This window comes from Vibrio splendidus (assembly GCF_024347615.1).
Taxonomy (GTDB): Bacteria; Pseudomonadota; Gammaproteobacteria; order Enterobacterales; family Vibrionaceae; genus Vibrio; species Vibrio splendidus.
This window is the reverse complement of the sequence record NZ_AP025508.1, coordinates 1,801,165-1,826,635: the sequence shown is the minus strand read 5'-3', so window position 1 is coordinate 1,826,635 and position 25,471 is coordinate 1,801,165. Positions and strand designations below refer to the sequence as shown.

At 44.0% G+C, this 25,471-nt stretch carries 20 protein-coding genes; 6 read left to right on the top strand and 14 right to left on the bottom strand.

Features of this window, described 5'->3' with window-relative positions; translation table 11 throughout:
- Positions 1-35: 35 nt before the first annotated feature.
- The 7 genes from OCU90_RS08140 to OCU90_RS08110 all read right to left on the bottom strand — a co-directional run bounded on the left by OCU90_RS08140 (position 36) and on the right by OCU90_RS08110 (position 7,721).
- Complete coding sequence (locus OCU90_RS08140; RefSeq protein WP_061024789.1) at positions 36-1,691, bottom strand: multidrug ABC transporter permease/ATP-binding protein; 1,656 nt, start codon at positions 1,689-1,691, stop codon at positions 36-38.
- Between the two features lie 216 nt (positions 1,692-1,907).
- Positions 1,908-3,884 (bottom strand): Fe(3+)-hydroxamate ABC transporter permease FhuB, encoded by a 1,977-nt coding sequence (gene fhuB, locus OCU90_RS08135; RefSeq protein ID WP_061024792.1) that lies wholly within the window; start codon positions 3,882-3,884, stop codon positions 1,908-1,910.
- Complete coding sequence (locus tag OCU90_RS08130) at positions 3,881-4,819, bottom strand: ABC transporter substrate-binding protein (RefSeq protein ID WP_017094386.1); 939 nt, start codon at positions 4,817-4,819, stop codon at positions 3,881-3,883. Before OCU90_RS08130 ends, fhuB begins: the two co-directional genes overlap by 4 nt.
- Positions 4,816-5,595: an ABC transporter ATP-binding protein gene (locus tag OCU90_RS08125; protein ID WP_061024794.1), complete on the bottom strand. Its 780-nt coding sequence runs from the start codon at positions 5,593-5,595 to the stop codon at positions 4,816-4,818. Before OCU90_RS08125 ends, OCU90_RS08130 begins: the two co-directional genes overlap by 4 nt.
- Before the next feature lie 317 nt (positions 5,596-5,912).
- Positions 5,913-6,365, bottom strand: a complete 453-nt coding sequence (locus OCU90_RS08120) for a GNAT family N-acetyltransferase (RefSeq protein WP_061024796.1) — start codon at positions 6,363-6,365, stop codon at positions 5,913-5,915.
- A 66-nt stretch (positions 6,366-6,431) separates the two neighbouring features.
- Entirely contained in the window at positions 6,432-6,566 is a 135-nt protein-coding gene (locus OCU90_RS08115; RefSeq protein ID WP_017078071.1) for a hypothetical protein, read from the bottom strand.
- Positions 6,567-6,590: 24 nt separating this feature from the next.
- Entirely contained in the window at positions 6,591-7,721 is a 1,131-nt protein-coding gene (locus OCU90_RS08110) for a PcfJ domain-containing protein (RefSeq protein ID WP_061024798.1), read from the bottom strand.
- Between the two features lie 243 nt (positions 7,722-7,964).
- On the opposite strand from OCU90_RS08110, the gene OCU90_RS08105 reads away from it, so the two are divergent.
- The 4 genes from OCU90_RS08105 (at position 7,965) to OCU90_RS08090 (ending at position 12,312) form a co-directional block, all read left to right on the top strand.
- A complete protein-coding gene (locus OCU90_RS08105) occupies positions 7,965-8,387 on the top strand; it encodes a universal stress protein (RefSeq protein ID WP_017083567.1) in 423 nt (140 codons plus the stop codon).
- Positions 8,388-8,624: 237 nt separating this feature from the next.
- Complete coding sequence (locus tag OCU90_RS08100; protein ID WP_061024800.1) at positions 8,625-10,016, top strand: DASH family cryptochrome; 1,392 nt, start codon at positions 8,625-8,627, stop codon at positions 10,014-10,016.
- Positions 10,013-11,572, top strand: a complete 1,560-nt coding sequence (locus OCU90_RS08095) for a cryptochrome/photolyase family protein (RefSeq protein WP_061024802.1) — start codon at positions 10,013-10,015, stop codon at positions 11,570-11,572. The genes OCU90_RS08100 and OCU90_RS08095 overlap by 4 nt, the downstream gene beginning before the upstream one ends.
- A complete protein-coding gene (locus OCU90_RS08090; RefSeq protein ID WP_061024805.1) occupies positions 11,572-12,312 on the top strand; it encodes an SDR family oxidoreductase in 741 nt (246 codons plus the stop codon). Before OCU90_RS08095 ends, OCU90_RS08090 begins: the two co-directional genes overlap by 1 nt.
- Positions 12,313-12,459: 147 nt before the next feature.
- Here the strand turns inward: OCU90_RS08090 and OCU90_RS08085 are convergent, their stop codons facing one another.
- The 7 genes from OCU90_RS08085 to OCU90_RS08055 all read right to left on the bottom strand — a co-directional run bounded on the left by OCU90_RS08085 (position 12,460) and on the right by OCU90_RS08055 (position 21,602).
- Entirely contained in the window at positions 12,460-13,344 is an 885-nt protein-coding gene (locus OCU90_RS08085) for a PA4780 family RIO1-like protein kinase (protein ID WP_282956651.1), read from the bottom strand.
- Positions 13,345-13,437: 93 nt separating this feature from the next.
- Positions 13,438-13,581 (bottom strand): DUF2256 domain-containing protein, encoded by a 144-nt coding sequence (locus OCU90_RS08080; RefSeq protein WP_081090015.1) that lies wholly within the window; start codon positions 13,579-13,581, stop codon positions 13,438-13,440.
- Between the two features lie 304 nt (positions 13,582-13,885).
- Positions 13,886-17,602, bottom strand: coding sequence for an AAA family ATPase (locus tag OCU90_RS08075; RefSeq protein ID WP_061024807.1), 3,717 nt, complete (start codon positions 17,600-17,602; stop codon positions 13,886-13,888).
- 5 nt (positions 17,603-17,607) lie between these two features.
- On the bottom strand, positions 17,608-18,861 hold the full coding sequence (gene sbcD, locus OCU90_RS08070; protein WP_061024809.1) for an exonuclease subunit SbcD: 1,254 nt from the start codon (positions 18,859-18,861) through the stop codon (positions 17,608-17,610).
- Positions 18,862-19,073: 212 nt separating this feature from the next.
- A complete protein-coding gene (locus OCU90_RS08065; RefSeq protein WP_061024812.1) occupies positions 19,074-19,652 on the bottom strand; it encodes a porin family protein in 579 nt (192 codons plus the stop codon).
- Between the two features lie 508 nt (positions 19,653-20,160).
- Positions 20,161-20,817: a glutathione S-transferase family protein gene (locus tag OCU90_RS08060; RefSeq protein WP_054541317.1), complete on the bottom strand. Its 657-nt coding sequence runs from the start codon at positions 20,815-20,817 to the stop codon at positions 20,161-20,163.
- A gap of 188 nt (positions 20,818-21,005) precedes the next feature.
- On the bottom strand, positions 21,006-21,602 hold the full coding sequence (locus OCU90_RS08055; protein WP_017078060.1) for a LysE/ArgO family amino acid transporter: 597 nt from the start codon (positions 21,600-21,602) through the stop codon (positions 21,006-21,008).
- A gap of 186 nt (positions 21,603-21,788) precedes the next feature.
- Between OCU90_RS08055 and OCU90_RS08050 the strand changes: the two genes are divergently transcribed.
- Positions 21,789-23,144: a sphingomyelin phosphodiesterase gene (locus tag OCU90_RS08050; protein WP_061024814.1), complete on the top strand. Its 1,356-nt coding sequence runs from the start codon at positions 21,789-21,791 to the stop codon at positions 23,142-23,144.
- A gap of 405 nt (positions 23,145-23,549) precedes the next feature.
- Positions 23,550-25,268, top strand: a complete 1,719-nt coding sequence (locus OCU90_RS08045) for a S8 family peptidase (RefSeq protein ID WP_061024816.1) — start codon at positions 23,550-23,552, stop codon at positions 25,266-25,268.
- Positions 25,269-25,471 lie beyond the last annotated feature (203 nt).

Genomic DNA, 25,471 nt, shown 5'->3' with positions numbered 1-25,471 from the left:
TGTTTGTATTTGAGCCTAACTCGGCTCTAAAAAACTCAAGCGACTACACTTTCTAGTGCTTGGTGTGCTTGAGCCAAATTCCCTTTACTCAACTCAATAAGATTGCCGGTATCCATTTTAAAAATTCGGTCTGCGGCATCAAAATAAGCGTCATCATGAGTAATCGCGATTACAGTCACGCCACGCTGTTTAAGCAGTGGTAGTAACTGGCGGTAAAACAGTTTTCTAAAGCGCGGGTCCTGATCAGCGGCCCATTCATCCAGCAGAATACAACCACGTTTTTCGAGTACTGACATCATCAGTGCCAGTCGCTTTCGTTGACCTTGTGAATAGCGAACATCACTCAACTTACCTTGCAAGTGATCGACCTTATGTGCCATTTCAAGACGTACCATCCATTCGTCAATATCTTTGCTATCGATGTCTTGACCTTCACCATCGACAATTTGATGGAATAGATGAAAATCACTGAACACAGCCGAGAATTGATGGCGATAATCTTGCCAATGCGCTTGAGTAATCTCATTACCATCGACATAAACTTGGCCAGGATGCGGTCGGTAGAGCCCGGTAAGCAAACGAGCAAAGGTTGATTTACCACTGCCATTACCACCAATAATGAAAATGTGTTCACCGCGTTCTATTTTGAAATCGATTGGACCTACGCTGAATGCGTCGCCATCAGAATCTGAGCGATAGCGATAACTAGCCCCCACGAGTTCTAGTGAACTGAATACTTTGGTTTTTGCCGATTTCGGATTCAGGCTTCGATCAGTACTCAACTCTAACGACGACAACTTCTTCATCGAAATGTTAGCAGTAATCAAGGTTGGAATTGAACCTACTGCAGACATCAATGGTGTTCTCATAAACAACACGACCAATGCGAATGTAGACGCGACTTCTAATGTTGCCCAACCTAAGCCAGTCGCAAGATAAAAGTTCAAGCCGATCAACGCCAATACCACGGTGTTCGCCATGTTAGCTGCAAAACCATTCAGGATATCGGCTTGTGTTACTTCATTTCTGTAACCTTCAGCATTGACTGAAAAGGTTTCATCAAAGTAACGCTTGGCTCTGAATGGATTTAAAGACAGCTCTTTACGTCCATCAATTAAGGACTGGTAATCGTGATACAACTTGTCGTCGTACTCACGAACTTGTTTAACGTGTTTAGTGATGCGCGTAACAAGTAGATAGCCAATGACACCGGTTAAAGACAGCATTAAAACGCTGACACCAAACAGAGGCATAGACAGAAAAGCCAGGTAGACCAGTGCCACCACCGTCAATACCAAGCCATAAATCAGCTCTGGCAAATGTACGAACGCGATAGTGATATTGCGAATGTCTGTGTTCAGTGACGCGAGTACCCCCGCACTTCCAACCTTCTCGACTTGTTCAATATCGGTATTCAATAGTTGAGAGACCAATTCACAACGCTTGTTATAAACGAATTTGTGACCCAGTTTATGGAGAGCGACTTGAGCAACGGTAGCTGTCACCAACAAACCAATCAACAGCAAAGTAAACTGAATTAGGGTATTGGAAAGTGACCCATTGCTTTCAAGTAATTTGTGCTGAATAAACGCAATCACGCCAACGCTCAGGAACGCACTCGCTATACTCAACAAGATCACGAAGGAAAGTGATTTTTTCTGTTTTTCAGCCAGCAATAGGATCAAACCCATTTCATACACACCATTTAATTAATTATTATTGTGATTATCATTATCAATAAAGAAAAAGAGAATCCCATTTAAACCAAGCTCAATAATCTTGTTGTTTAGTCTTGGCCTCTAAAAGCTCAACCCGTTCATTCAACAGAAATCCGTTAACAAGCGTTCAGTAGTCGCGATAAGTAACGACAAGGGCTACAAGGACTACAAGGACTACAAGCGACTAAGCTATAACCTTCTTAAACCCCACATCAGATACATGCCACCGATCATCGAAGCTACCAAGCCTGCCGGGATCTCTTGCGGGTAAAGCCACTGTCTACCAAGCCAATCCGAGAACAACATCAGTGCCATACCAATTAACGAAGAACAGATCAGATGCTCTTTAGCACGGCTATAACCAAATAGTCTCGCCATGTGTGGAGCCATCAAACCAATAAAGCTTAGCGGGCCTACCACCAGTGTTGCGCTTACGGTTAAACATGCCACCAGCACCAACAATAGAATTCGAGATCTTGATACATTGATACCAAGAGATTGCGCACTCGCCTGCCCTAATGGCAACACATCCAACCATCGCGCACAGAGGAAACCTAACGAGATAAATACAACCGAAGATAACAGTAACGGAACGAGTGTTGCCTCGGTGACGTAATACGTTGAACCTGCCAACCAAGCCAGAACTTGATAACTTCTTGGGTCGCCACCTGCCAATACAAAACTTTGCACAGCGTTCATCAGTGCCGTTATCGCAACGCCTGTTAGTAATACTCTTTCCGGTTGGAAGCCCGACTTTTGATTAAGCAAGACAATGATGCCCAAAGTGCAGACCGCGCCAATAAAGCCACCGACATAAAGCCCAACCATGCTGCTTCCAAAACCCACAAAGATTGCGATGATCAAACCTAATGCCGTACCAGAACTGATACCAATCACTTCTGGACTAGCCATTGGGTTGCCACTCAAACGCTGAACGATCGTACCAGCGACTGCCAACATACCGCCCGCCAATGCCGCTGCCGTTAATCGAGGTAAACGCCATTCAAGCATTGCCCAGTCTTGATTTTGAAATAACCAACGCCAACCTTCAGTTTGTACAGAGAACAAACTAAACACGACCAGCGACAGAACAATAAACAAGCTGGCTAATACCACTGAATACTTGTTTAAGCGAGAAGCTACTTCCTTATGACGCGTTAATACAGTTTGCGTTTGTGACTGGCTTTTCATTGATAACTTGGGCAGTAACCACAGCAACAATGGAGCACCCAATGCAGCCGTTGCAGCACCTGTCGGTATAAACATCGACATGATGCCTGGTAGTTGTTGAATCAGCAGATCGGTAAGACTTAACAACAAGCCACCTAACACCATAGATACCAATAACTTAGGGACTAAACGATGCACACCCATCAAGCGTGCTAATGCGGGGGCCGCTAAGCCAACGAATCCAATTACACCCACAGCACTGACAACCCAAGCCGTCAACAATACGGCTAACCCTAAACAACCAACTCTCAATTTCGGTAACGAAACACCTAAGCTCTTAGCGCCCTGCTCTGATAACTGGAGCAAACTTAGTGGTTTTACGAACAGAAACGCCATCAGAGTCGCAATCGCTAAGCGCGGAGCCAAGTACTGAACATCTTCCCATCCGGTTTGAACCAATGAACCTGCGCCCCAAATCATTAATCCATTCAGTTTGTCCTGGTTCATCATCAGCAAGACAGTGCTCACAGCACCAAAATAGAGGTTCACGACCAAGCCAGACACAATCACTACGGTTGGAGACAAAGCACGTCGCCAAGACAAAGCAAACACCAAACCAATCGTAGTTACGCCACCAACAAGTGCCACCAGTGAATAAGACCACTCTAAAAGCCAAGGGGCGTAAAGCGTCGCTAACATAAGTGCAAAGCTCGAACCACTCGCGACACCTAGCGTAGACGGTGAAGCCAAAGGGTTTCTGAGCACCTGTTGCATCAAGACACCCGCAACTGCCAACGCTGCGCCAGATAGCAATGTAGTGAATAACCTCGGCCACCAAGCTAAATGCAGTTTCACTGAGTCTGGAGAAGTGAAATCAGCACTCCACAAGCTAGAAAGTCGGCTCAATCCGAACTGAGAGACAGATAGGTGTTGGCCTATTAACACCAGTGTAGAAACCAATAAAAGAGTCATAACACCTAACGAGAGAACTCTCATAGCACGTCTCCTTGGTTCAATTCAGAGACAATGAAGCGCGCAAAGCGTGTTGCAGAAGGTATCGCGCCGAAGCTCCACACCGCTGGTACTTGTAACGCGGGATAGCCCGACTCTTTCACAATGTATTGCCAAAACTGATTTGCTTTAAGGCTCTCTTCTGTTCCCGCTGGCATTGGAGAAATGATCACGATTTGTCCTTTAACGCCAATAAGTTGATCGACACCAACCAAACTGTAACCCCAAGCGTTGGTTTGCCCTGTCCATGCTGATTCAAGGCCAATCTTGTTTACTGAAGCTTTGTATAGGCTGTTGTCCCCAAAGACGCGAACATGGTTGGTGTCCATGAATTGCACCATCAACATTGCAGGCGCATTGTTTGGGAGCTGAGATCCTAAACGATCCATTTCAGCATTCGCTTTCTGAATCAAAACTTCAGCTTGAGGTTGTTTCTCAGAGACCTCTGCTAGCTTTCGAGTAACCGTTTCTAACGCTGACCAATCGACATCACCACTTCGATACAAACCAATGGTCGTGACAGGGGCAATTTTGCTTAGTTGAGTCTCCAACGTTGAAAACATTGGAGAGAGTAATATTTTGTCGGGTTTGAGCTCATGAATACGTTCAAGGTTTGGTTGCGTTCGTAAGCCAACATCAGCAACAGTTGGGGGAATTTGAGGAGACTTTACCCACGAGTTGTAATCGGGTATTTGCGCGACAGCAATAGGTGTAACGCCCAACGCCAAAAGCGTTTCAGTGTGAGTCCAATCGATGGAAACTAATCGAGGTCGATCGCCATCATTCAACTCAGATGTATCTTGATTGGCTAACGCAAGTGGAGAAAATACCAGTACGCTCGATATGACGACTCTTGAAATAAGATTACGAGTGACGTGCGAGCGATGGAATATTGATTGGAAAGACTGTTTAAGCATCATGCTGGCTCCAAATCACCAGGCATCGCGACTGGGTAACCCGCAGAGTGTTGAGTAATGTGCATAGGCACACCATAGATATCTTTCAAGGTCGATTCTTTGAACACCTCATCAACCTCACCTTCGACTAATAGCTCGCCACTATGTAAGGCAATAATGTGGTCGCAGAAACGTGCAGCCATATTGATGTCGTGAATTACGATGATCACGCCAATCTCTAATGTTTTACTCAGACGCTTAATCAATGTCAGCATTTCAATCTGATGGCCGATATCGAGCGCTGCTAAAGGCTCATCGAGCAAAAGGTATTTGGTGCGTTGAGCCAACAACATCGCAAGCCACACACGTTGGCGTTCACCACCCGATAAAGTATCCACCAAACGATCAGCGTATTGCGCTGTGTCGGTAAGTTGCATCGCCTCTTCAACATACTGCTTATCTTTACTTGAAAGTCGACCCAATAAGCCGTGCCAAGGGTAGCGACCAAAGCTCACCAGGTCTTTGCCGGATAAACTGTCGGTTGCAGGTAAATGTTGAGGTAAGTAAGCAATTTGTTGTGCGAAGTCCTTATCAGACCATTTAGCGACCGCTTTATCTTTCAGGAAAATATCGCCTGAAGTGGCGTGCTGCTGCTTCGCTAACAACTTTAATAAGGTCGATTTCCCCGAGCCGTTATGCCCAACCAAAGCGTAGATTTTTCCTTGCTCAAACGACACATCAAATGTCTTGAGCAATTGCTTATCCCCTACGCTAAAACCAAGTCCCTTTGCTTCGAGCATATCTTCAACCTTAAAACACATCATTCACTAAAGAATTAATGAAATACGAACATATTCATAAAATCATTAACAGACACGCTTTTATACACTTGCAAAAACGCTAACGCAAACGATTTTCATTTAGATTAAACTGCATGTCGTACTAATTTATGCCTATATTTTAAAGAGTTAGAAGTTTAATTTAGAGAATGAAATCTAAAATTGATTCAAGATCTTGTCGCAACGAAGTTTAAGCATTTATGAAAAGGTGCTCATAAATCGATGGATGAGGAAGGCAGAGAGTTTCGTGGCTGTTAGGCTGTTTCCGAATATTCAGCCTAAAACAAAACGCTCATGACGTGATGATTGGGTTCGGTTTCAATCTCGACGATTGACCAACCAAGAGAAAGGTACAAAGGCTCAATATTGGTATAGGCGTACAAGTTAGACGTTGAATCTTTCGAGGATTGAGATTGATAGTAAACTGGCATTTGTTCAACAGCTCGTTTAATCAATTCACTTGCAATACCTTGGCCACACCATTGAGCATCAACATAAACAGCATTAATCCACACCACATCCCGAACTTGATGAGGTTCCTGAAAATGGGAATATGCCAAGCCACCAATGACCACATTATCGCGAAGCACTACTATTACTGGAGGGAGTTGTACGCAGTCTTTATAGGTATCTTTAAACTTAAAATCCGACCATTCACTTTGAAACAAGCGCTCTAATTCACTCCAATATGGCGAACTTTCATCGCAATTTCTAAAGATTACTTTCTGCATGTTTCCGTCCTTTGAAAGGGAGTAATTTGGCCATCCTAGCCTTGGTTTATATCAGTGTAGGTAAAGTTACTCTTCTTCGTCATAATCGTCTGCAGGGTCTTGATTGATTTCTTCGCCACACCCTAAGCATTCGGCTTGCAAATCTGTTGGCATAATAATAATCAAACCACAATGCGGACATAAATCGCCTTGTTGAAACATCCTGCTATTCCTTCTACTTCATGGCTATTGCTTAGGGTACTTTTGCTTACTCGCTTCTAACCAGTCATGGATGACTTGGCGAGCCGACTCCGACGGTGGTGCATTTCGTTTTCCGCAAATTTGGTCAATCTCAAACGGAAACGCTATGCTCGGGACACGACGTAAACCTATGGTTAAACGCTGAGGTTTGAACATGCGGAATACCACATAGCGGTCGCTCATGATTCGATTGTGATAAACACCAATGCAGTGCTTCTGCTCTATGCCTTCGTGTTCAAGGTCGTAATAATCAGTGAGCGGATGAATGTTGTCGTTACCTAGCAAAGGAACCGGGTAAGGAATGTCTTTATCCATTGGGCGGTTACCTTCTAAACGACGCAGTTGACGCTGCTCTGTCCATCTATCGTGAAGCTGTTCGAACATCGCAAATGAGTTCTGGCTGGTAATGGCGCGTAATGGATCATCCATCTCCAAATCTAGTCCTAACAATATCGCATCTTGGAACATGGCCATTTTTGAAGGCGCATTAAGCCTGCCCTCTTCCACCATCGCAATGCCCAATCGACTGCCGGTTAGAAATGGATGAACTTGATCCAAACGAAGCGCTGTGTAGCCAACTTTGGAGTAATGCTTGAATTTAAGAACACGTCTTTGCAGGGGTTCGAGAATTCGCACAATGTGGTCAAGCTCATCACCGACGTTGTAATGAAGCTCTAGCTTATCGATAAATTTGAGTGTGGCTTTACTGCCGTCTAAGCCCAGTTTGGTTAAGATTCTCTTCTGCCCTAAACGACTCAGTTCCAATGCTTTCTTGTTATCGACACTGTGTTTCATGCAAATCAGCGCCAAGATAACCGGCCTCAATTCAAGCAGTTGAGCTGCTTCATAAGTATTCGCCGCGAGCCACAACATCTGGTATTGATACTCTGGGAAATCATCGGTGATCTCACGATAACGAGCTGGCAATGAATCTAACCAACGACCATTCACATCAAACTGCTCAACGAGGTTTAAGCTCAAGCCAATACCACCATCGAGCGGTCGTCTACCATCTTCAAATACGTGAAAACCGACAAGTTTTTGAGACCAATCGCGGATCTCAATATCGTAGTCAAAGCCTAATGTTCGAGTTGGGATGGTGAGTAATGCTGTCATTAATGCCTCTTGGTTATTGACGAGTTGGACTAGCGAGCTTATCTAATAGCAAAAAGCATAAAGATCGAACTCACTTCACTATAACAACCTTTTGTAAATTTCTTATCAATCAAAGCGATATAAATACGAGAGTACTTAGAAGATCTTTGAATGATGATTTTACGCAATATGAGACCTCTTCGATATCATTTACTTAGAGAGAAACTATGCTTGTAACATCACTAATAACAAGAGGCTTTAATTATGGAATACCGACATATTCTGGTCGCACTTGAAATGTCTGATGACTCGAAAATACTCATTGATAGAGCAACCTTCTTCGCGAACAAACTAGAAACTGAACTTTCGTTTGTTTATATCGACGGTACTCACGGAGAAATCTACCCAGAACTCGTTGATATTCAACAAAATAATGGTGACTTACCTGTCAATGATGATGCGATAAAACACTTAAGAGAGTTTGAGGCTTACGCTAAACATCCGGTTCAGCATATTTTTGTAGGTACGGGTGATTTGAATGACAAACTCAAAGATGCTGTGAAAACACACAACATTGATCTAATGCTCTGTGGTCATCATCATGATTTTTGGCATAAGATCATCTCGCACTCGAAGCAATTGATAGACTCTTCTCCCGTCGACATACTCGTCGTTCCTATGGACTAGAGCTTCTAGAGACCCACGGTTCCTAAAGACTGTCGCTCTTAAAAAATAGTAGTTTGAGCTTATAAAGCCAGGCTTCATTAGCCAACCTCTATCGGTATTATTGGTTGGCTTCTATTCCCTCCTCAATCCTCTTCTTTCCCCAAATTCAACCATTACCCATTTGACGTAATCATTTGTGATCTTGTTTGTTCATCCACTCGTAACCGTCTAATAACTAACAAATCACGAGTGCAAGTAATGAAAAAGATTGGTCTCTATCTTTTTACGAACGACTTAAGAATCAACGACAATCAATTGCTCTATTACGCTGCGCAGAGCGTCGATAAACTCATTTGCGTGATTGTCGAACCCACTTTGGTTCGTTTCTCGGCTGATTTAGCGCAAGAGCAAAGTTATAGCGCACATCGCCAGGCTTTTGTTTCACAATCGATAGCCAATTTAGAATCGAATTTAGTAAAGCTAGGGCAGCAACTTGTCGTGATTCGCAGTAATCATTTAGAACCCGACACTGCAGAGAAAACACTCAGCCATATCATTGTGTCACAACACGTCACCCACTTTTTCGCTAACGCACATTGTGGTTACGACGAGCGACAATTGATTCGTTCAATACAAAGACAGTCCCCTAACTTAGTAATGTGTTTACCACATCACTCGACCTTGTTTGACTCACATGAGCTACCGTTCGAATTATCAAAAGTCCCGAGCTCGTTTACCAAGTTTAGAAAGCTAGTCGAACACTTGGACGTTAATGATGAGACGGTTATTTCACGTCTACCACCAGCATTGACACCAGCACAAAAATCGGCAATCTCACTATTCAGTTCACCAAATGATGAAAGCGCAGTAACAAGCGAGTATTTGGGTGGAGAAGACGCAGGACTAGCGCATTTAGACAACTACTTTTCACATGATTACGCTCTTAATTACAAACAGACTCGAAACGCGTTTGACGGCATCGAAAATTCAACCAAGTTCTCGCCGTGGTTAGCGCTCGGCTGCGTTTCGCCTAAAACGATTTATCGCCATTTGAAACAGTTCGAAGCCGAACAAGGCAGTAACGATTCGACCTATTGGATCTACTTTGAGTTGTTATGGCGCGAATATTTCTATTGGAAGTGCTTATCACTGGGCTCGTCGTTGTTCGGTGATTCTTCAAACCGTGAACTCTACAGCCCTAACTCCTCGGCAACGTCGAACCGCGATTTCGCTAAATGGAAAAGTGGCAATACCAACTACCCGATTGTCGATGCGTGTATGCGTCAGCTCAATACAACTGGTTATATGTCGAACAGAGGAAGACAACTAGCAGCCAGCTGCTTGATCTACGAATTAGGGATCGATTGGCGACACGGCGCAGCCTATTTTGAGAGCCAACTTATCGACTATGACGTGGCATCAAACTGGGGCAATTGGGCGTATATAGCCGGAGCACTGAACTCTCAGGTAAACACTCAAGCCAATAAGCAAAATGATGCTAAGCAACCTAAACCTAAAACCAAACCTAAATCACGACATTTTGATTTGGGTAAGCAAACGAATATGTACGATCCAGACCATACGTTTATCAACAAGTGGAATGCGAGCAGCAAAGAACCTGTCTTAACTAACAATCAGGATGTGTTATGAACTTCAAAACCGTTCGCTTTGTCTTAGGCGACCAACTCAATATCCAGCACTCTTGGTACCAACAGGTTGATGACGAGGTCATTTACATCATTGCCGAACTTAAGCAAGAGACTGACTACGTTGCATCGCACATCCAAAAGGTGGCCGCTTTTTTCTCTGCGATGGGCTACTTTGCCAACGAACTCAAACAACAAGGCCATCAGGTACTCCACCTCACTCTTGATGACACCACGCAATTTGAAAATCTCGATGCTCTATTGCAACACTACGTACGCGAATTCGGCGCAGAGAAATTCGAATATCAAAGGCCAGATGAATATCGCCTTTTAGAGCAGATGAACAAGCTAAAGCTCACTAATGCGACCAAAGGTTGTTGTGATACGGAACACTTCCTCTTTCCATTCGAAGAAATCGAACAACAGTTTCCGAAAGACAAACACATCATGATGGAACACTTCTATCGCCGAATGAGAAAGCACTTCGACATTTTGCTAGAAGACGGAAAGCCAGTTGGCGGCAAATGGAATTACGACGCGAACAATCGAAAGAAACTCAAGAAACAAGACATTGAAAGCCTGCCTCAACCTCTGATGTTTGCCAACGACATTTCCGCGATTTTAGAACGCATCGAGCGTCATCAAATTCAAACCATTGGTGAAGTTGGCGACCAATTATTATGGCCAGTTAACCGCGCACAAAGCTTGTCTTTACTCGCGCACTTCTGCCAAGTCTGTTTACCGCTGTTCGGTCAGTTTCAAGATGCGATGACGACAGAACACGATTCAAAATGGAGCTTGTATCATAGCCGCCTCTCCTTTTCGTTGAACAGTAAACTGCTAAGTCCCCAAGAAGTGATTGATGCTGCGCTGTCAGCTTATCAAGCTCCTTCTAAGCCAAACGCAGCAACTATCGATATTGCACAAGTCGAAGGGTTCGTGCGCCAAATTCTAGGTTGGAGAGAGTACATACGCGCCGTTTATTGGGCAAACATGCCTGCGTACGCCAATAAAAACCATTATTCAGCAACCAATAAGCTGCCCCATTATTTTTGGGACGGACAAACCAATATGAATTGCATGAAGCATGCGATTGACCAGTCCCTTGAGTTTGCTTACGCGCATCACATCCAAAGGTTAATGATCACTGGCAACTTCTGCTTAATTACGGGCATAGACCCCGACCAAGTAGACAGTTGGTACCTTGGTATATACGTCGACGCGATTGAGTGGGTCGAAATGCCAAATACGCGAGGTATGGCACTGTTTGCGGATGGCGGGATCGTCGGAACCAAACCATACTCTGCCAGCGGTTCTTACATCAACCGTATGAGTGACTACTGCAAAGGCTGTCATTACCAAATTAAAGAACGCAGCGGAGAGCAATCTTGCCCTTTCAATAGCTTGTACTGGCGCTTTATGAACCAGCACCGCGATGCGTTAAACCGTAACCCACGCATGGGCATGTTATATCGCTCTTGGGACAATATGGATGAACAAGACCAACAAGCGATACTCGAGACCGCAGAACAACGAATCACAAACTTGGAGAATTTATAATGGTTGAGCAACTCAGATTACACATACTAGTTGTCGGTGGGAGTGGCGGTATCGGTTTCGCCGTGGTTAAACACCTATTATCTGAGCTCTCTCGGTTTGATTTTCTTGATGTGCATGTAGACGCGACTTACCACTCTCAACAGCCAGAACTAGAAAACAGTCGTTTGAACTGGCACAAAGTCGATGCAACCAATGAAGCTGATATTGAGCAACTCAGCAAACAGTTTGAAAAATTGGACTGGTTGATAAACTGCGTGGGTATGCTTCACACACCAGAACTCGGCCCTGAGAAAAATTTGTCTTCTATCGACCCTGAGTTTTTCCTGAAAAACATTTCGGTGAATACCCTACCCAGCTTATTACTGGCAAAGCACTTCACACCGGTTCTTAGAACGAGCGACAATCCAAAGTTTGCTGTAGTTTCCGCAAAGGTAGGTAGCATTTCAGACAACCGATTAGGTGGTTGGTATAGCTATCGTTCATCGAAAGCGGCACTCAATATGTTTATCAAAACCATGTCGATTGAATGGCAACGCACCATAAAGAAAGGCACCGTGTTGGCTCTGCACCCGGGCACAACAGACACAGATCTATCTAAGCCTTTTCAGACCAATGTCCCTGAGGGTAAGTTGTTTGAGTCGAGCTATGTCGCCCATCACTTGGTCGATATTATTCGCACTGCTACACCGGATAACAGTGGGCACTTTTACGCGTACGATGGTGAGCAGTTAAAGTGGTAGTTAATACCAGTGGCCGTCTTTCATGAGTGTTAAAAAAAGAAAACCCAACAGAGTTGAGGCTCCATTGGGTTATTTTTTGAAAGAGCGCCTTTTTTTTTAAGGCGTTATGACTGACATTTTACGAAAGATCAAAACGGGTCATTACGACTACTCAGTCCAATTGAACTTACTGTCGTCTACACCTTCTTTCTCTTCTTTAACACGCTCGCGTCGGTGTTGTTCTTCAATTCGCGCAGCATCTATCTCTTGCATAATAGCTTCGATATCAGCCGAATCGTCCGTTTCTGTAAACTCACCCGTCAGCTTGCTGTCTGGCTTTAAGTCACCTTTCTCGTATAACGCCCAAATTTCCTTGGCATACTCGGTTTTCGCCAATTCAGGAGCAAACTGAGCGTAATAATCACGGATGTTATTGATGTCACGAGCCAACATCCACTCAGCGTTGTTGTTCGCCGAAGCATCAACCGCTTGTGGTAGATCGATAATCACCGGACCGTATTCATCAACCAATACGTTAAACTCAGACAAGTCACCATGGATCAAACCAACGCAAAGCATTTTAACCACGTAAGTCATCATCACCGCATGATCTTCAATCGCTTGTTCTGGCGGCATCACAACATCGTTCAATCTTGGAGCAACATAACCGTCATCATCAGTGACTAGCTCCATAAGCAGCACGCCATCAAAACAGCCATAAGGAACAGGCACACGAACACCCGCTTCTGCCAGTTTATACAAGGCATCCACTTCAGCGCTTTGCCACACTTTCTCTTGTTGTTCTCGGCCAAAACCAGAGCCTTTTTCCATCGCTCTGGCACGGCGGCTATTACGTACTTTTCGGCCTTCACGATACGCCGTTGCTTTTTTAAAGCTGCGCTGGCTTATTTCCTTATATACCTTGGCACAACGGATCGTATCGCCGCAGCGTACTATGTACACTGATGCTTCTTTGCCACTCATTAATTGGCTTGTCACCTCGTCGACTAAACCATCGTCAACTAAGGGCTGTATTCTTTTAGGTATCTTCATGCCGCCTTTATACATTAGTTGTCTTACAGATAGAAATATTAACTTAAGAAATGAATGACGAAACTATCAACGTGTCCTAAAAACGAACAGAAATTACGCCAAAGTTGGCTTATGACGACGACAACGTTCAGAACAGTAAATCACGTCATCCCAACAACGTTGCCACTTTTTACGCCATGAGAAAGGCTTTTTGCAAATAGGACATGTCTTAGTTGGTAAATGGGGCTTCTTGTGCATGGCCGTTTCCTTTTTGATGAGTCCACTTCCCGCGTCTACTAGAGATTCTCTATTAGGTTCATTCCTCGCTCTAGGGAGTGACGAAGGCAATACCAACAAACTCAGATTCCCCGTTACGCTCGCGCCTCATTTTAGGGAATAGCGGCAGCTACTCTAATCGTTCTTTACTGCAGAACGTGACGGCGGAGTGATTGATAACAGCCCCCCGAAACTCCGTCATCCTCGAGAAGGAGGAACGACTGAGTCGGGGATCTGCTTAATCCAGCTCTGTTTCTATTTCTGCACTGATGAATATGACTAGAAGCTAAGCGACAACCTTGTACTGCTTCTCCATCTCACTCACACCTAAGCCAGAGTGTTTTGTCACTTTAAGCTGAACAGGCACTCGCTCTTTCAATGCTTCAACGTGGCTAATGACGCCAATCATCTTGCCTGACGCATTCAGGTTATCGAGCGCGTTTAGGGCAATGTCCAATGTGTCGCTATCCAGCGTGCCGAAACCTTCATCCAAGAACAAAGAATCAATACTGGTTTTGTAACTCACAAGATCAGAAAGCGCTAATGCCAACGCCAAGCTAACCAAGAAGCTTTCACCACCTGACAAGGTCTTAGTGTCACGCATCACATCGCCCTGCCATGTATCAAGCACTTGCAGCTCTAAGCCATCATCGGCTTTACGTTTTAGCTCGTATCGACCATGCAAACGCTGTAGCTGCTTGTTCGCCAAGTACACCAAGTTTTCCAGTGTTAGACCTTGAGCAAACTTACGGAACTTGTCGCCGTTCTTAGAACCAATAAGTGAATTCAGACGTGAAATATCATCAAAGTCGACCTGTTGCTCGTCTATTTGCTTAAACAGATCTTGCTGATTACTGCGGTTCTGGCTATCCGTTTCAAGATTGGCAGAAATCGCACCGATCTTTGTCGCATGGCTTTGTTGTGCGTTTTGGCATTCAGTAGTCGCTTCTTCAACTTGCTGTTGGTCTTGCTCTTGCCATGCTTTAGCATTTGCGTGGTTTTGTAGCTCCACTTGCGTCGCTTTGGCGGTGTTCAACCTAGCTTGTGCACTGACAGTCGCTTCGTCTAAAGACTTCTTCAGGCTTTGAAGTTGAGTTCTAACCTCTTCATCCAACAATGCTGCTTCAAAATCAGCCTCACCTTCGAATGGGCTCGTTTTCAGCGCTTCTGACCAACCATTCGACGCTTGTGTGTAGCTCGATTGCTTACTGACCAACTCGTCCAAGAAACCAGTGTGTTTGGTTTGCTCGGTTCGATGTTCCAGCTTGCAACGGTTAAGCACTAACTGCGCTGCATCAAATGCATTTACCGCTTCAGTGACTTTTTGCTTCATCGCATTGCTGGTGGCTTGAATGTCTTTATCACCAAACAATTCTGTTCTTTCAGCCGTTACACGAGTGAGCTCTGACACTAAAGACTCACTCTCTTGCGTCAGTGTCGCGAGCTCTTTCTCTGCGCTACTTAGCTTGTCATCTAAGGTTTTCAGTTCGGCATTTTGAGTAATCAGTTGCTTCTCAATATCGGCATTTTGTTGTTTAGTCTGTTGCCACATGCTTGATGCTTGTGATTTCGCAGTAAACCAATCATCGATATGTTCAAGTTCAGGCGCTTCGATAGCCGTTTGAACAATGCTCTCATTCAGAGCGTTCCATTGCTGTTCTTTTGCTAGAGCTATCTGAGCCACTTGTTCGTTCGTGCTGTGATTTTGCTTATTCAGATCCGCTAAGCGTTGCTCGGCCAACTCGAGATTAGACTGCGCTTTGTCAGCCACAACGCTTGCAGACAAGCGTTGTTTCTCAGCTTCAGCATAGTGCGTTTTAGCATCAGCCAACGCTTTGAGTTGCTGCAAGCTCTGACTTAGTTGAACTTCACACTGCTGAGCAAAGGTCGCGACTGTAGCTTCATTGCCTAAATCGTTAATTGTTAGCAGCGCTAGTTCAGGAGCCGTGCCAACGAAATCAGATAAGCTCTGTTGAAGCTTGCCGACAACGCCTTGCCAATTCATTTGAGCCTGCTGAATATCCGCTTGTGCACGTTGAATGTCATCGTTAAGCGCTGCAATCATAGGGGCAAGAGAATCTAACTGCTGACGATGCTCTTGGCCTTCTTTTTTGATAGCTGTTAGCTCTAGGTTTTCTCTATCTTTTTGAGCAACTAAATTTGCAATATCTTGCGACTGTTCAATCGAATGGTCTGTTGAACCACACAGTGGGCATTCAGACCCAGATTCTAGAGCTGCACGGTATTTTGCCAACTCGCCTTCTTGATCAATCAAACGCGTTAATCGTTCAAGCGAAGTCTCTCTCTCTTTATATCGCTCCACCAGCACTTCACGTTCTTTCGAAAGCTTGTCGACCAACTGAATGTTAGTTTGATGTGCCTGTGTTTTTGCATGCAGCTGATGCTGGGCATTTAGGAAACCACGATTGATCTCAAGTAATGAGTGCGTATGGCGATTCCAAAACTCCAACAGATCTTTTTGCGAATTCAACACTTGCTCGCTAGTGTTGCCTTGCAATGCTTCCCACTGTTGCTTTGCACTACTCTCTAGCACCACCAATTCAGCTAAGGTCTTATCTTGCGTTGCTTTAGCGTCTTGCGCAGATTTGATGATCGTTAGCTGAGTATCAACCGCAGACAAAGTTTGCTTCGCTGAGTTTAACTGTTCTGCATGCTGACGCTCTAGAGTACGAACTTGCTCTACCTTTGCTTGCCACTGACCTAAGTATTTTTCCAGATGTTGGTCAGCTTGATGTGTATTTAAGTACTCAGTGCTGAGTTGATCTTGTTGCTTCAGTGCATCTGTTTTTTGGACCAAAACGACTTGTTGATTACGCTGCTGCGTATGTTGCTCGTTTAGCGTATTTGCTGCAGTAACGGCCGCAGTTTGCTTATCTTTGAGTACGGCAATTTGGTTATCTAGCGGGCGGACAAGATCGATGATCTTCTCTTGTTCTTGTTGCTCGGTTTTAACCTGTTCGACAATTGCACTGCTTTGAGTCAGTTTAGTTTGCGCGTCTTGCTTCTCTGCATCACGAACGGCAAGTAACTTAGTGCTGTTATCTAAATGAGCTTGAGTAGTGTTCACCTCTAGTTCGCAACGCTTTAAATCTTTGTGCATTGGGCGCAGCTTTTCAGCCGGTTCACTGTATGCCAAACGCTCTAGTGATGGTTGGTTACGGCCTAGTTTATCTTGAGCTGTTTTAAGATCGTGCTCACTGGTCGCGATAGTTTGCTCAGCTTTAGTCACGTCTTTCCACCAGCTAAGATGCGCTTGCCACTCTTTTAACTGCTCAGACAAACGCTTCTGCTCGGCTTCTAACGTTTCTCGTTCTGCGGTTAGCTCTTGGATTTGCTCTTCAGAGAGTAAGCTCACCCCTTCGGCTTTCGCTTTAAGGTGATTAAGCGACTCTTCACTCGACTTGAAATGATCGTAGATGCGCTCAGAGATCAGGCTATAGACTTCTGTGCCCGTCAGCTCTTCAAGTAGCTCGGCACGGTCGTTAGCATTGGCGTTTAAGAACGCTGCAAACTCACCCTGAGACAACATGATGGATTTAGTGAAGCGCGAAAAATTGAGACCAGTTACCTGCTCCACTAACTTTGTCTTCTTGGTCAACATAGTCTCTAAGACTTTATCGGTGTCCGCATCCGCAAATTCGCACGTTGGTGTTTGTAATGCGCCATCGTGTTTTCCACGCGCTCGCTTTTGGTGGAAGTTAGAGCGATACGTTTTGCCCTGTACTTCAAACTCCAGTTCAGCAAAACACTCACCCGTGCCACGCGTCATTAATTCGTTGTTGCCTTTGGCGATACTTTTCAAACGCGGCGTGCGGTGGAACAATGCCAAACAAATCGCGTCAAGAATGGTGGTTTTACCCGCCCCTGTTGGGCCAGTAATCGCAAACAAGCCATTTTCCGCAAACGGTGATTGGGTAAAATCGAGCTTCCAACGTCCTTTCAAAGAGTTCAGGTTTTCAAATTCTAGGCTTAAAATCTTCATACTGGTTACTCTTCTACTTTGTTTGGCGCTTGAGCGCTCTCGGACACTTCAACCATCACTTGTTTAAACTTCACCGTCATGCGCTCTAAACGTGCTTTTTCAGAATCGGTTTCAAATTCTTCTAAGGCAATACGCTTCGTAAACACGTCCATCGGGCTCAATTCAGATAAGGTTTCTACCGACTCTTGCTCTAAAGCTTGGTTACGGCGTTCTCTTGCGCGGCGCAGTTGCAGCACTTCCACATTCAAACCTTCGGTTAGTGCGCGCATACGTTCTTGAAGATCCGACAAGTAATCTTGCGCTTGCACTTCTATCGATAACCACACGCTTTGGTCGCTATCTAAGCCTATATATTGATTCAGTTGAGATTCGATCTCGCTCAAGTCGCCTTTGATTTCAGCTAGGGGTTGGAACGTTGGAACTGGCAATTGAGAAATGGTGCGCTCGCCCTCAATAAACTCAACCACACATACCTGCTTTTGAGATTTAAGTTCATCAAAGCTTAATGGGATTGGTGAGCCACAGTAACGAATGTATTCACGCTTTGCCACCACTTGTGGGCGGTGGATATGACCAAGTGCAATATAGTCTGCGTCTGGGAAGCCATCAGCGGCAAAACCATCAAGGTTACCGACATAGATGTCGCGTACCGAATCCGATTGTTGAACACCCATCGCCGTTAAATGACCCGTAGCGATAATCGGCATGTGCTCGCTGTTTTCAAACTCCGCACGTTTTTCTACAGCGGCATCATAAACACTTTGGTAGTGCTGTTTGATTGCATCTCCGAGTTGCTTCTGACGCTCAACGCCTGTGACGCCCGCCTGGCTGGTCAACACATCGCGAGGGCGAATAAAAGGAATAGCACAAACCAGCGCTTCTACATCGCCGTTCTTGCCTTTTAGTTCAACAACCTGAGTCGCATGATCTTCATTGGTATTAGGAATCACGTCTGCACCCATGTATTTGAGTAACTGTTGGGTCTCTTTAAGCACAGAGACTGAATCGTGATTTCCACCTAACAACACCAATTGGCAGCCGATCTTGTTCGAATCGACCACAAACTTATTATACATCTCACGAGCGTAACTCGGCGGTGTGCTGGTATCGAAAATGTCGCCAGCAACAATGATCGCGTCGATGTCGTGCTCTGTAACTTGCTCAAGTAACCATTGTAAAAACCGTTCATGTTCATTCTTACGGCTTTTATTGTAGAAGTTTTGGCCAAGATGCCAATCGGACGTGTGAAGAATCTTCATTGCTGCTCACTGGAAGTCGGTAATACCTTTAATCTACCAAAATAGTCGACATAATTCCCTTTTATAAGCTTGTGAAAACCAACTAATTTCAGGCTTTGGACCAACTCCGCCCACAGCGTGACCAATCGTTATTTTTGACATAAAAAAACCGCTCAACGTTAGAGCGGTTTAGGTGTCCATAGCTTTAGCTTTAAGCTATTTAATAGAAGCCATTAGAAATTGTACGAAGCACCCAGTGTTACTGTGCTAAATGCTACATCTTTGCTGCTTAGACGAACTTTATTGCCATTGATATAAGCGTAGTTTTCTATGTTCACAGCATCTGCTTGCGAGATCAGGCGAAGCGTTAAGTTCTCCACTGGGTTGTATTCCACACCGATACCAAAATGGAAACCTGCACCAGAATCGTCACCGTAAAAAGCACTGTTGCTAGAGTTCAAATCTACGTAGCTCAGACCTGCGGTTACAAACGGACGAATTGAATTATCAAATGTGTAACCTACGTTTGCTGCAACAGAAAGAGAAGTTGGTGAAAGCAGCTTAGTACCAAACTTTTCGTAGTCAGCGTAATCCGTGTAACCAAGTTCAATACCAACAATACGGTTAAATTGGTAACCACCGTAAAGGCTGTACCCCATGCTTTCAGCATCTAAATTACCTGCGCCGTCAGTGTCTGAGTCTTGATACACACCAAGGCCTGCGCCAATGTATGGACCGCCCTCAATACCAGCAGCAAGTGTAGGAAGTGAAACTAAGCCAATTAGGCCCAATAGAAATGATGATTTAAGCATGAAAATACCCTTTTTTTGTCTGTCCTACAGCAACGTTGGCCAACAGCCAATAGCTTCCGACACTATTCCGCCTGTTGCGTTACTGTTTAAAATAAATTAAATAACCAGCTCCTAATGAATAATGAAACACTGTTCATTTGCGGAGCGAATGAGAAAGTACCACAAGATTTTTAGGTCATCAAACGAACAATCATAGATATTTAGCTTAGTCTTATTTATGAGACAGGTGTATTTCCTGAGAAGTAACGAGTACTAAAACACGTATAAACCTGATAGTAAACCTGAGCATCATCAATATTAAGTTCATTATAATCATGTTGTTACCGTACTAACTAAATTGTTACTCGTTCTCAAAAACAACCTGAATCTTCACGCCTAAATATAAAAACTCATCCTGCTCCTCTCTTTTTCCAATAAAAGATATAAAGAGAAGAATGAGTTTAATTTTGGGAGGGTATTTATTTAGAACGGCTTGCTGTTAAAATATATTTCAATTTAATTCATATTATTAACGAGCTTCAGCGAGACTAGCCAAATAGTTATTCGTTAAATAAAAGCCGCTGAACTTCTCAATAAAGTCCGCAGGAACGGTTTTATCGGTCAAGCCAGATTCAATCAGCGCCGCTTGCCACTTCTGTACTTTCGGAAAGCCTTCAAGCATATCAAAACCGGAGCCTTCTTTAATCACTGACGCTCGGTGTAACAGTGGTAGCCAAGCGATGTCGACGTTAGAGATGTAATCGCCTTTAAAGAAGTCCCTGTCACCCAGCTTGTTCTCGGCCTTTTGGAAGGATTTTTGAAGATTCGCTAAACGTGTCTCAAAGGTTTCTTTATCTTTACTGCCCATCGTTCCACATTGCGGCATGTAATGTTTACTTGCCTGATAAGACCAAGCGCGATCTAGTGCTTTTTGCTCTGCAGACACCTCTTCTATCGGCGCATATTTATCGTCTAAGTATTCAACAATTGCATCTGACTCAAACAGAACTGTGTCATTTTCTGTAATCAATACTGGCACTTGTCCGTTTGGCGAAATATCTAGGAACCATTGAGGTTTATTATTTAGCTCAATGTATTCAATTTCAAATGGGACATTTTTGATTACTAAAGCACCCATTACACGTTGAACGAATGGGCAGTTTTTAAAGCTAACAAGTTTAATCATGGTTGACTCCGAATTAGGTCATTAATTTGTATTTGTACCCCTAAGACGAACGCCAAAACCGAAAGACGAAAAATAATTCTATTTTTATGGAAATAATTAAATACGAAGGCAACTAAAGGCAGTCACTTTAAGTCGTCACTTTCGGTAGGAACTTTAGATAATATGTTTGAATGCCTAATTACGAGCGGCTAAACGATCAAAGATATTGCAATAGACGCCATGATCATGCCAACGACAAATTCCAACACCTTCCACGCTCTCGGGTTCTTAAACATTGGAGCCAAGAAGCGTGCGCCATATCCAAGTGAAAAGAAGAACACGAATGATGCCGATACTGCACCAGCGCCAAACAACATTTGATTAGGTTGATATTGCGTTGAGATAGAACCCAGCAATACCACAGTATCCAAATACACATGCGGATTAAGCCAAGTAAACGCCAAACACATCGCAATCGCTTTGGTTAACGAGTCTTTGGTTTCAGCAGTGGCTTCTAAGGCGTGGGTTTCAGTAAATGCTGAACGGAAGCTTAAGAATGAGTAGACACCCAAAAAGATAGCGCCGCCATAACGAGCGAGCTGCTCAATTTGTGGGAACTGTTTAACGATTGCGCCAAAGCCTGTAACGCCGAAGCTAATTAGTAAGGCATCAGAAATGGCACATACAGCACAAACTGCCAATACGTGTTGATTCTTAAGCCCTTGCTTTAAAACAAATGCATTTTGAGAACCAATCGCAAGAATCAGCGAAAGCCCCAGAGAGAAACCAGCAAAATAAGTCGTCATAGAATGTACTTCGAATCGGTTAGAATAATCATAAGTTACTATAAAACAGCGTAATTTTTCATAAAATTTACAATATGATCACATGCGCGTTACACAGCACAAAACCAAAATCTTTAATTTGCAACCAAATGCATATCAGGGCTACTTTCTGTTTTCGATTTTAGGAATGTAATCAAAGGAAGAAACATGATTAAAAAGCTGTGTTCAACACTGATAATTTGGGCAATAGCCAGCCAAGCACTCGCAACATCACTTTACTATATAAACCGCACCGACAAACCCATATTAATAAACTTTTCGATAGACTCCAGTGAACCCGTAAGTAACGGTTACCAATACAGGTTGACTGAAAATGACTTAGTTATTTGGCCTTATCAAAAAGCTAAAGTAGCTGATTTTAATCGATATTATGGGCTTGTTAATGGCGCAACGTATGACTACTTCCTAACAATTTCACGATTAACAAACGAAGGTACTTGGGAACCTAAGCCGCAAGAACCTGTAAGTCAACTTAGGTTAGTTGGCCACGGTTCAGGCTCAACGTTGTCTTATGGGTATAAAGATCAAGGGATGATGACCGACTACAACCCATATATTCTTCATCGATATAACCAAGATGGATATCACTCTGAGTTCGGTGTTAAGGCTATATACACGTCAGGCTTTGACGACGTTGAATTTGTAGTCTCAGAACATACGATCAATGATTTTGATCAAGACCCAAATACCTTGAACGTTGGGTCATATAACCTATGGATGCTCCCCGGCGTATCATCAAACATTACAAGTCGTGCAGGTGTCTTGGACCACACTCTCTCCGGATATGACGTACTCACACTTCAAGAAGCTTTTTCTTCAGACCGAGAGATCCTATTCAACGATCTAGCAGAGGAATATGCATTTAGAACAGAGGTAGTAGGAGGTGGCACTAGTGCGATGTACGACGGAGGCGTGGTCACTTTTAGTCGCCATCCAATTATTGAAACCGACAGTATAGTTTTTGAACACTGCTCCGGAACTGATTGTTACGCAGATAAAGGCGTCGTCTATACCAAAGTCGACAAAGATGGTGAGATATACCATATATTCAACACTCACCTAGCATCATTTAATACGCCAGCAGCCAAACGTCTAAGACGCCTACAGCTAGGGCTGATGCGAACCTTTATGCTGACTAAAGGCATACCTTCCAACGAAGCGGTTATCTATGCTGGAGACTTCAATATCGATAAAAATAGCGACTTCGTGGAATACCTTTTAATGCTAGCTACGTTGGATGTTGATCCTCCAGAATTCAGAGGCTACACCAATGCAACCTTTGACCCGACGATTAACCCGTATGCTGCTTATAAGTATTCAGGTGGTGCTGATGTAGAGTATCTGGATTACGTTTTTGTTAGCAGAATGCATAAACGAGCAACAAGTAATACTAATACGGTCAAGCTTCATCAAAGGTTGAGCTCTGACACTTGGGGAAGTTGGCACCTTTCAGACCATTTTGCCGTCAACGGAAGCTTTGAATTTAGCTCTCACGAAGACTAAGCTCCTTGATCTTGGCTCTTTCAAAAGCACTTTAATGCTGAGTGAGAGCCAAAACCACCCCCTGCAATTAACAAACTAATCAATTGATTTTAAACATCTTTGACTTCAATCTTTATTTTATAAATGTTGATTTTATTAATAGAATTCAGCTCAAACTTTGAGAATTAAAAATCGATCACAGTGAGATCTTCCTACCATTTCATTGCTCAGGTGAATGATACAAGTCTGATTGCATATTACCTTTTGATTGCGTTTTGAGCGGGCATTTCCCTCTCACAAAACTGACTTACTGCGTGTTTTTTACACTTCTTTCGAAAGAGTCAGCTCTAGTCGCACAACTATTTAGTCGCACAACTATTTAGTCGCACAACTATTTAGTCGCACAATGATAAGGATGCACCACAGATGAATCACGGACAAAGACTCACCACGCTTGCTTTGGCAATTATGGCTTCGACCCACGTATCAGCTACGACTCTGAATGAAAGTAGCCCAGAGCCACAACCTGCCAACTCACCTTTCATCCAAGATGTAAAAGGCACAATTGTTGAGGATTACACGCGAGAAACTATTCAACCTTCATTTTTCTCGATGAGAATGATGAGCAACGCTCATGAACAACGCGGAGATTGGTTTAACTTAACGGCAAGCTACACAAGAATTCAGGGTGTGGGTTCTGATGTGGTATACGACTACTTGATGCCCCCTCTTCAACCACAACCAGTCATCGTTGCCGTTCTTGATTCAGGTGTCGACGTTGAACACGAAGACCTCAAAAACAAACTTTGGACCAATGAAGACGAGATCCCAAACAACGGGATTGACGATGATGGCAATGGTTACATTGACGATGTCCACGGCTGGAACTTTTTGGGTAACTCGTTAGGCATTAACGTTGACCAAGACACGTTAGAAGTCACTAGAGAATACAAAAAGTACCTTGAGTTAAAAGAGAACGGACATTGGATTCCGCGTAAGAAACGTAAGTACTATCAAGGTGTTGAATCTGATTACTTGTCGTCTCTAAAAGATGACCAAGATGCATTGAATCGTGTAACAACAGCAACTGAGCAAGCCAACGAGTACAAAGCAGAAATCCTTGAACTCACCGATCACAAAGACTTCACGGTAAACGGATTGCAACCGCTATTGAATAACGAAAATCCCAGCATTGTTACAGCAGCTGAAGGGCTTTTGAGCGTATTTGATTCATGGTATTCATTCGAATATCTAGAATCACGTCGTAGCCGCTATCAAGACTCTCTAGATTTTCACCTTAACCTAGAGCTCGATACGCGTGGCGATATTGTTTGGGATGACATTTCTAACCCTTGGGAAAAAGGCTACGGCAACAACGATGTGAAAGGCCCTGTAGGCTCACACGGCACACACGTTGCTGGAATCATCGCTGCTGAGCGTAACAACTCAGTGGGTATTGATGGTGTGGCAGATCATGCTCAGATCATGGCAGTACGTATGGTGCCAAATGGCGATGAGCGAGACAAAGATATTGCCAATGCGGTGCGTTACGCCGTCGATAATGGTGCTAAAGTCATTAACATGAGCTTCGGCAAGAGCTACTCGCCACGTAAGTACATCGTTGACCACGCGTTCCGTTATGCAGCGCGTAAAGGTGTGTTGATTGTTCACTCTGCGGGGAACAGCCGCAACGATAACGACATCAAACCAAGCTTTCCAAACCGCTACGCGAAGCACTACCGTTCAAAGCCTATTTCAACATGGTTAGATGTGGGTGCATCAGCAAAATACGCCGACGAAACGTTAGTGGCGAGCTTCAGTAACTTCGGTCAGAAATCGGTTGATGTGTTTGCACCTGGGTACCGCATTTTATCAACCACACCGGGAAATACTTACGGTTCGAAAAGTGGCACAAGTATGGCTGCGCCTGTCGTTTCTGGCGTCGCTGCGTTGGTGTGGTCGCGCTATCCTGATTTATCGGTAAAAGAGCTAAAGGCGATGTTAATGGGTGAATCAAAAATCTACCCAGAGCTGCTTGTTAAAAAGCCATCAAGCCCAGAAGATTTGGTTCCTTTCAGTACCCTTTCTATTTCAGGCAGCGTAGTAGATGCCGAAGCGATATTTGCAGAACTAGAAACACGCTAACGCTTTAACTATTAGTCATTGATGCCAGATATTCGTCATTCCCTAAAGCGAGGGACGAGCGTTATAGGGAATCTCGCTTTGAGATTAGAGATTCCACATACCTCGTCCCTCGGTTCTGGAATGACGCTGGGGAATCAAGTCAATGTTGTGCTCGTCACTTCCTACTGTGAGGCGCTACAACCACCTCACTCTTAACAGCGAGG

Excerpts from the sequence above, each read along its gene's own strand:
- OCU90_RS08120 (WP_061024796.1), bottom strand. The coding sequence starts at position 6,365 with ATGCAGAAAGTAATCTTTAGAAATTGCGATGAAAGTTCGCCATATTGG.
- OCU90_RS08115 (WP_017078071.1), bottom strand. The coding sequence starts at position 6,566 with ATGTTTCAACAAGGCGATTTATGTCCGCATTGTGGTTTGATTATTATT.
- OCU90_RS08090 (WP_061024805.1), top strand. The coding sequence starts at position 11,572 with ATGGTTGAGCAACTCAGATTACACATACTAGTTGTCGGTGGGAGTGGC.
- OCU90_RS08045 (WP_061024816.1), top strand. The coding sequence starts at position 23,550 with ATGAATCACGGACAAAGACTCACCACGCTTGCTTTGGCAATTATGGCT.
- OCU90_RS08130 (WP_017094386.1), bottom strand. The coding sequence starts at position 4,819 with ATGATGCTTAAACAGTCTTTCCAATCAATATTCCATCGCTCGCACGTC.
- OCU90_RS08105 (WP_017083567.1), top strand. The coding sequence starts at position 7,965 with ATGGAATACCGACATATTCTGGTCGCACTTGAAATGTCTGATGACTCG.
- OCU90_RS08055 (WP_017078060.1), bottom strand. The coding sequence starts at position 21,602 with ATGACGACTTATTTTGCTGGTTTCTCTCTGGGGCTTTCGCTGATTCTT.
- OCU90_RS08050 (WP_061024814.1), top strand. The coding sequence starts at position 21,789 with ATGATTAAAAAGCTGTGTTCAACACTGATAATTTGGGCAATAGCCAGC.
- fhuB (WP_061024792.1), bottom strand. The coding sequence starts at position 3,884 with ATGAGAGTTCTCTCGTTAGGTGTTATGACTCTTTTATTGGTTTCTACA.
- OCU90_RS08100 (WP_061024800.1), top strand. The coding sequence starts at position 8,625 with ATGAAAAAGATTGGTCTCTATCTTTTTACGAACGACTTAAGAATCAAC.
- OCU90_RS08060 (WP_054541317.1), bottom strand. The coding sequence starts at position 20,817 with ATGATTAAACTTGTTAGCTTTAAAAACTGCCCATTCGTTCAACGTGTA.
- OCU90_RS08110 (WP_061024798.1), bottom strand. The coding sequence starts at position 7,721 with ATGACAGCATTACTCACCATCCCAACTCGAACATTAGGCTTTGACTAC.
- OCU90_RS08095 (WP_061024802.1), top strand. The coding sequence starts at position 10,013 with ATGAACTTCAAAACCGTTCGCTTTGTCTTAGGCGACCAACTCAATATC.
- OCU90_RS08085 (WP_282956651.1), bottom strand. The coding sequence starts at position 13,344 with ATGAAGATACCTAAAAGAATACAGCCCTTAGTTGACGATGGTTTAGTC.
- OCU90_RS08140 (WP_061024789.1), bottom strand. The coding sequence starts at position 1,691 with ATGGGTTTGATCCTATTGCTGGCTGAAAAACAGAAAAAATCACTTTCC.
- OCU90_RS08075 (WP_061024807.1), bottom strand. The coding sequence starts at position 17,602 with ATGAAGATTTTAAGCCTAGAATTTGAAAACCTGAACTCTTTGAAAGGA.
- OCU90_RS08125 (WP_061024794.1), bottom strand. The coding sequence starts at position 5,595 with ATGCTCGAAGCAAAGGGACTTGGTTTTAGCGTAGGGGATAAGCAATTG.
- OCU90_RS08080 (WP_081090015.1), bottom strand. The coding sequence starts at position 13,581 with ATGCACAAGAAGCCCCATTTACCAACTAAGACATGTCCTATTTGCAAA.
- sbcD (WP_061024809.1), bottom strand. The coding sequence starts at position 18,861 with ATGAAGATTCTTCACACGTCCGATTGGCATCTTGGCCAAAACTTCTAC.
- OCU90_RS08065 (WP_061024812.1), bottom strand. The coding sequence starts at position 19,652 with ATGCTTAAATCATCATTTCTATTGGGCCTAATTGGCTTAGTTTCACTT.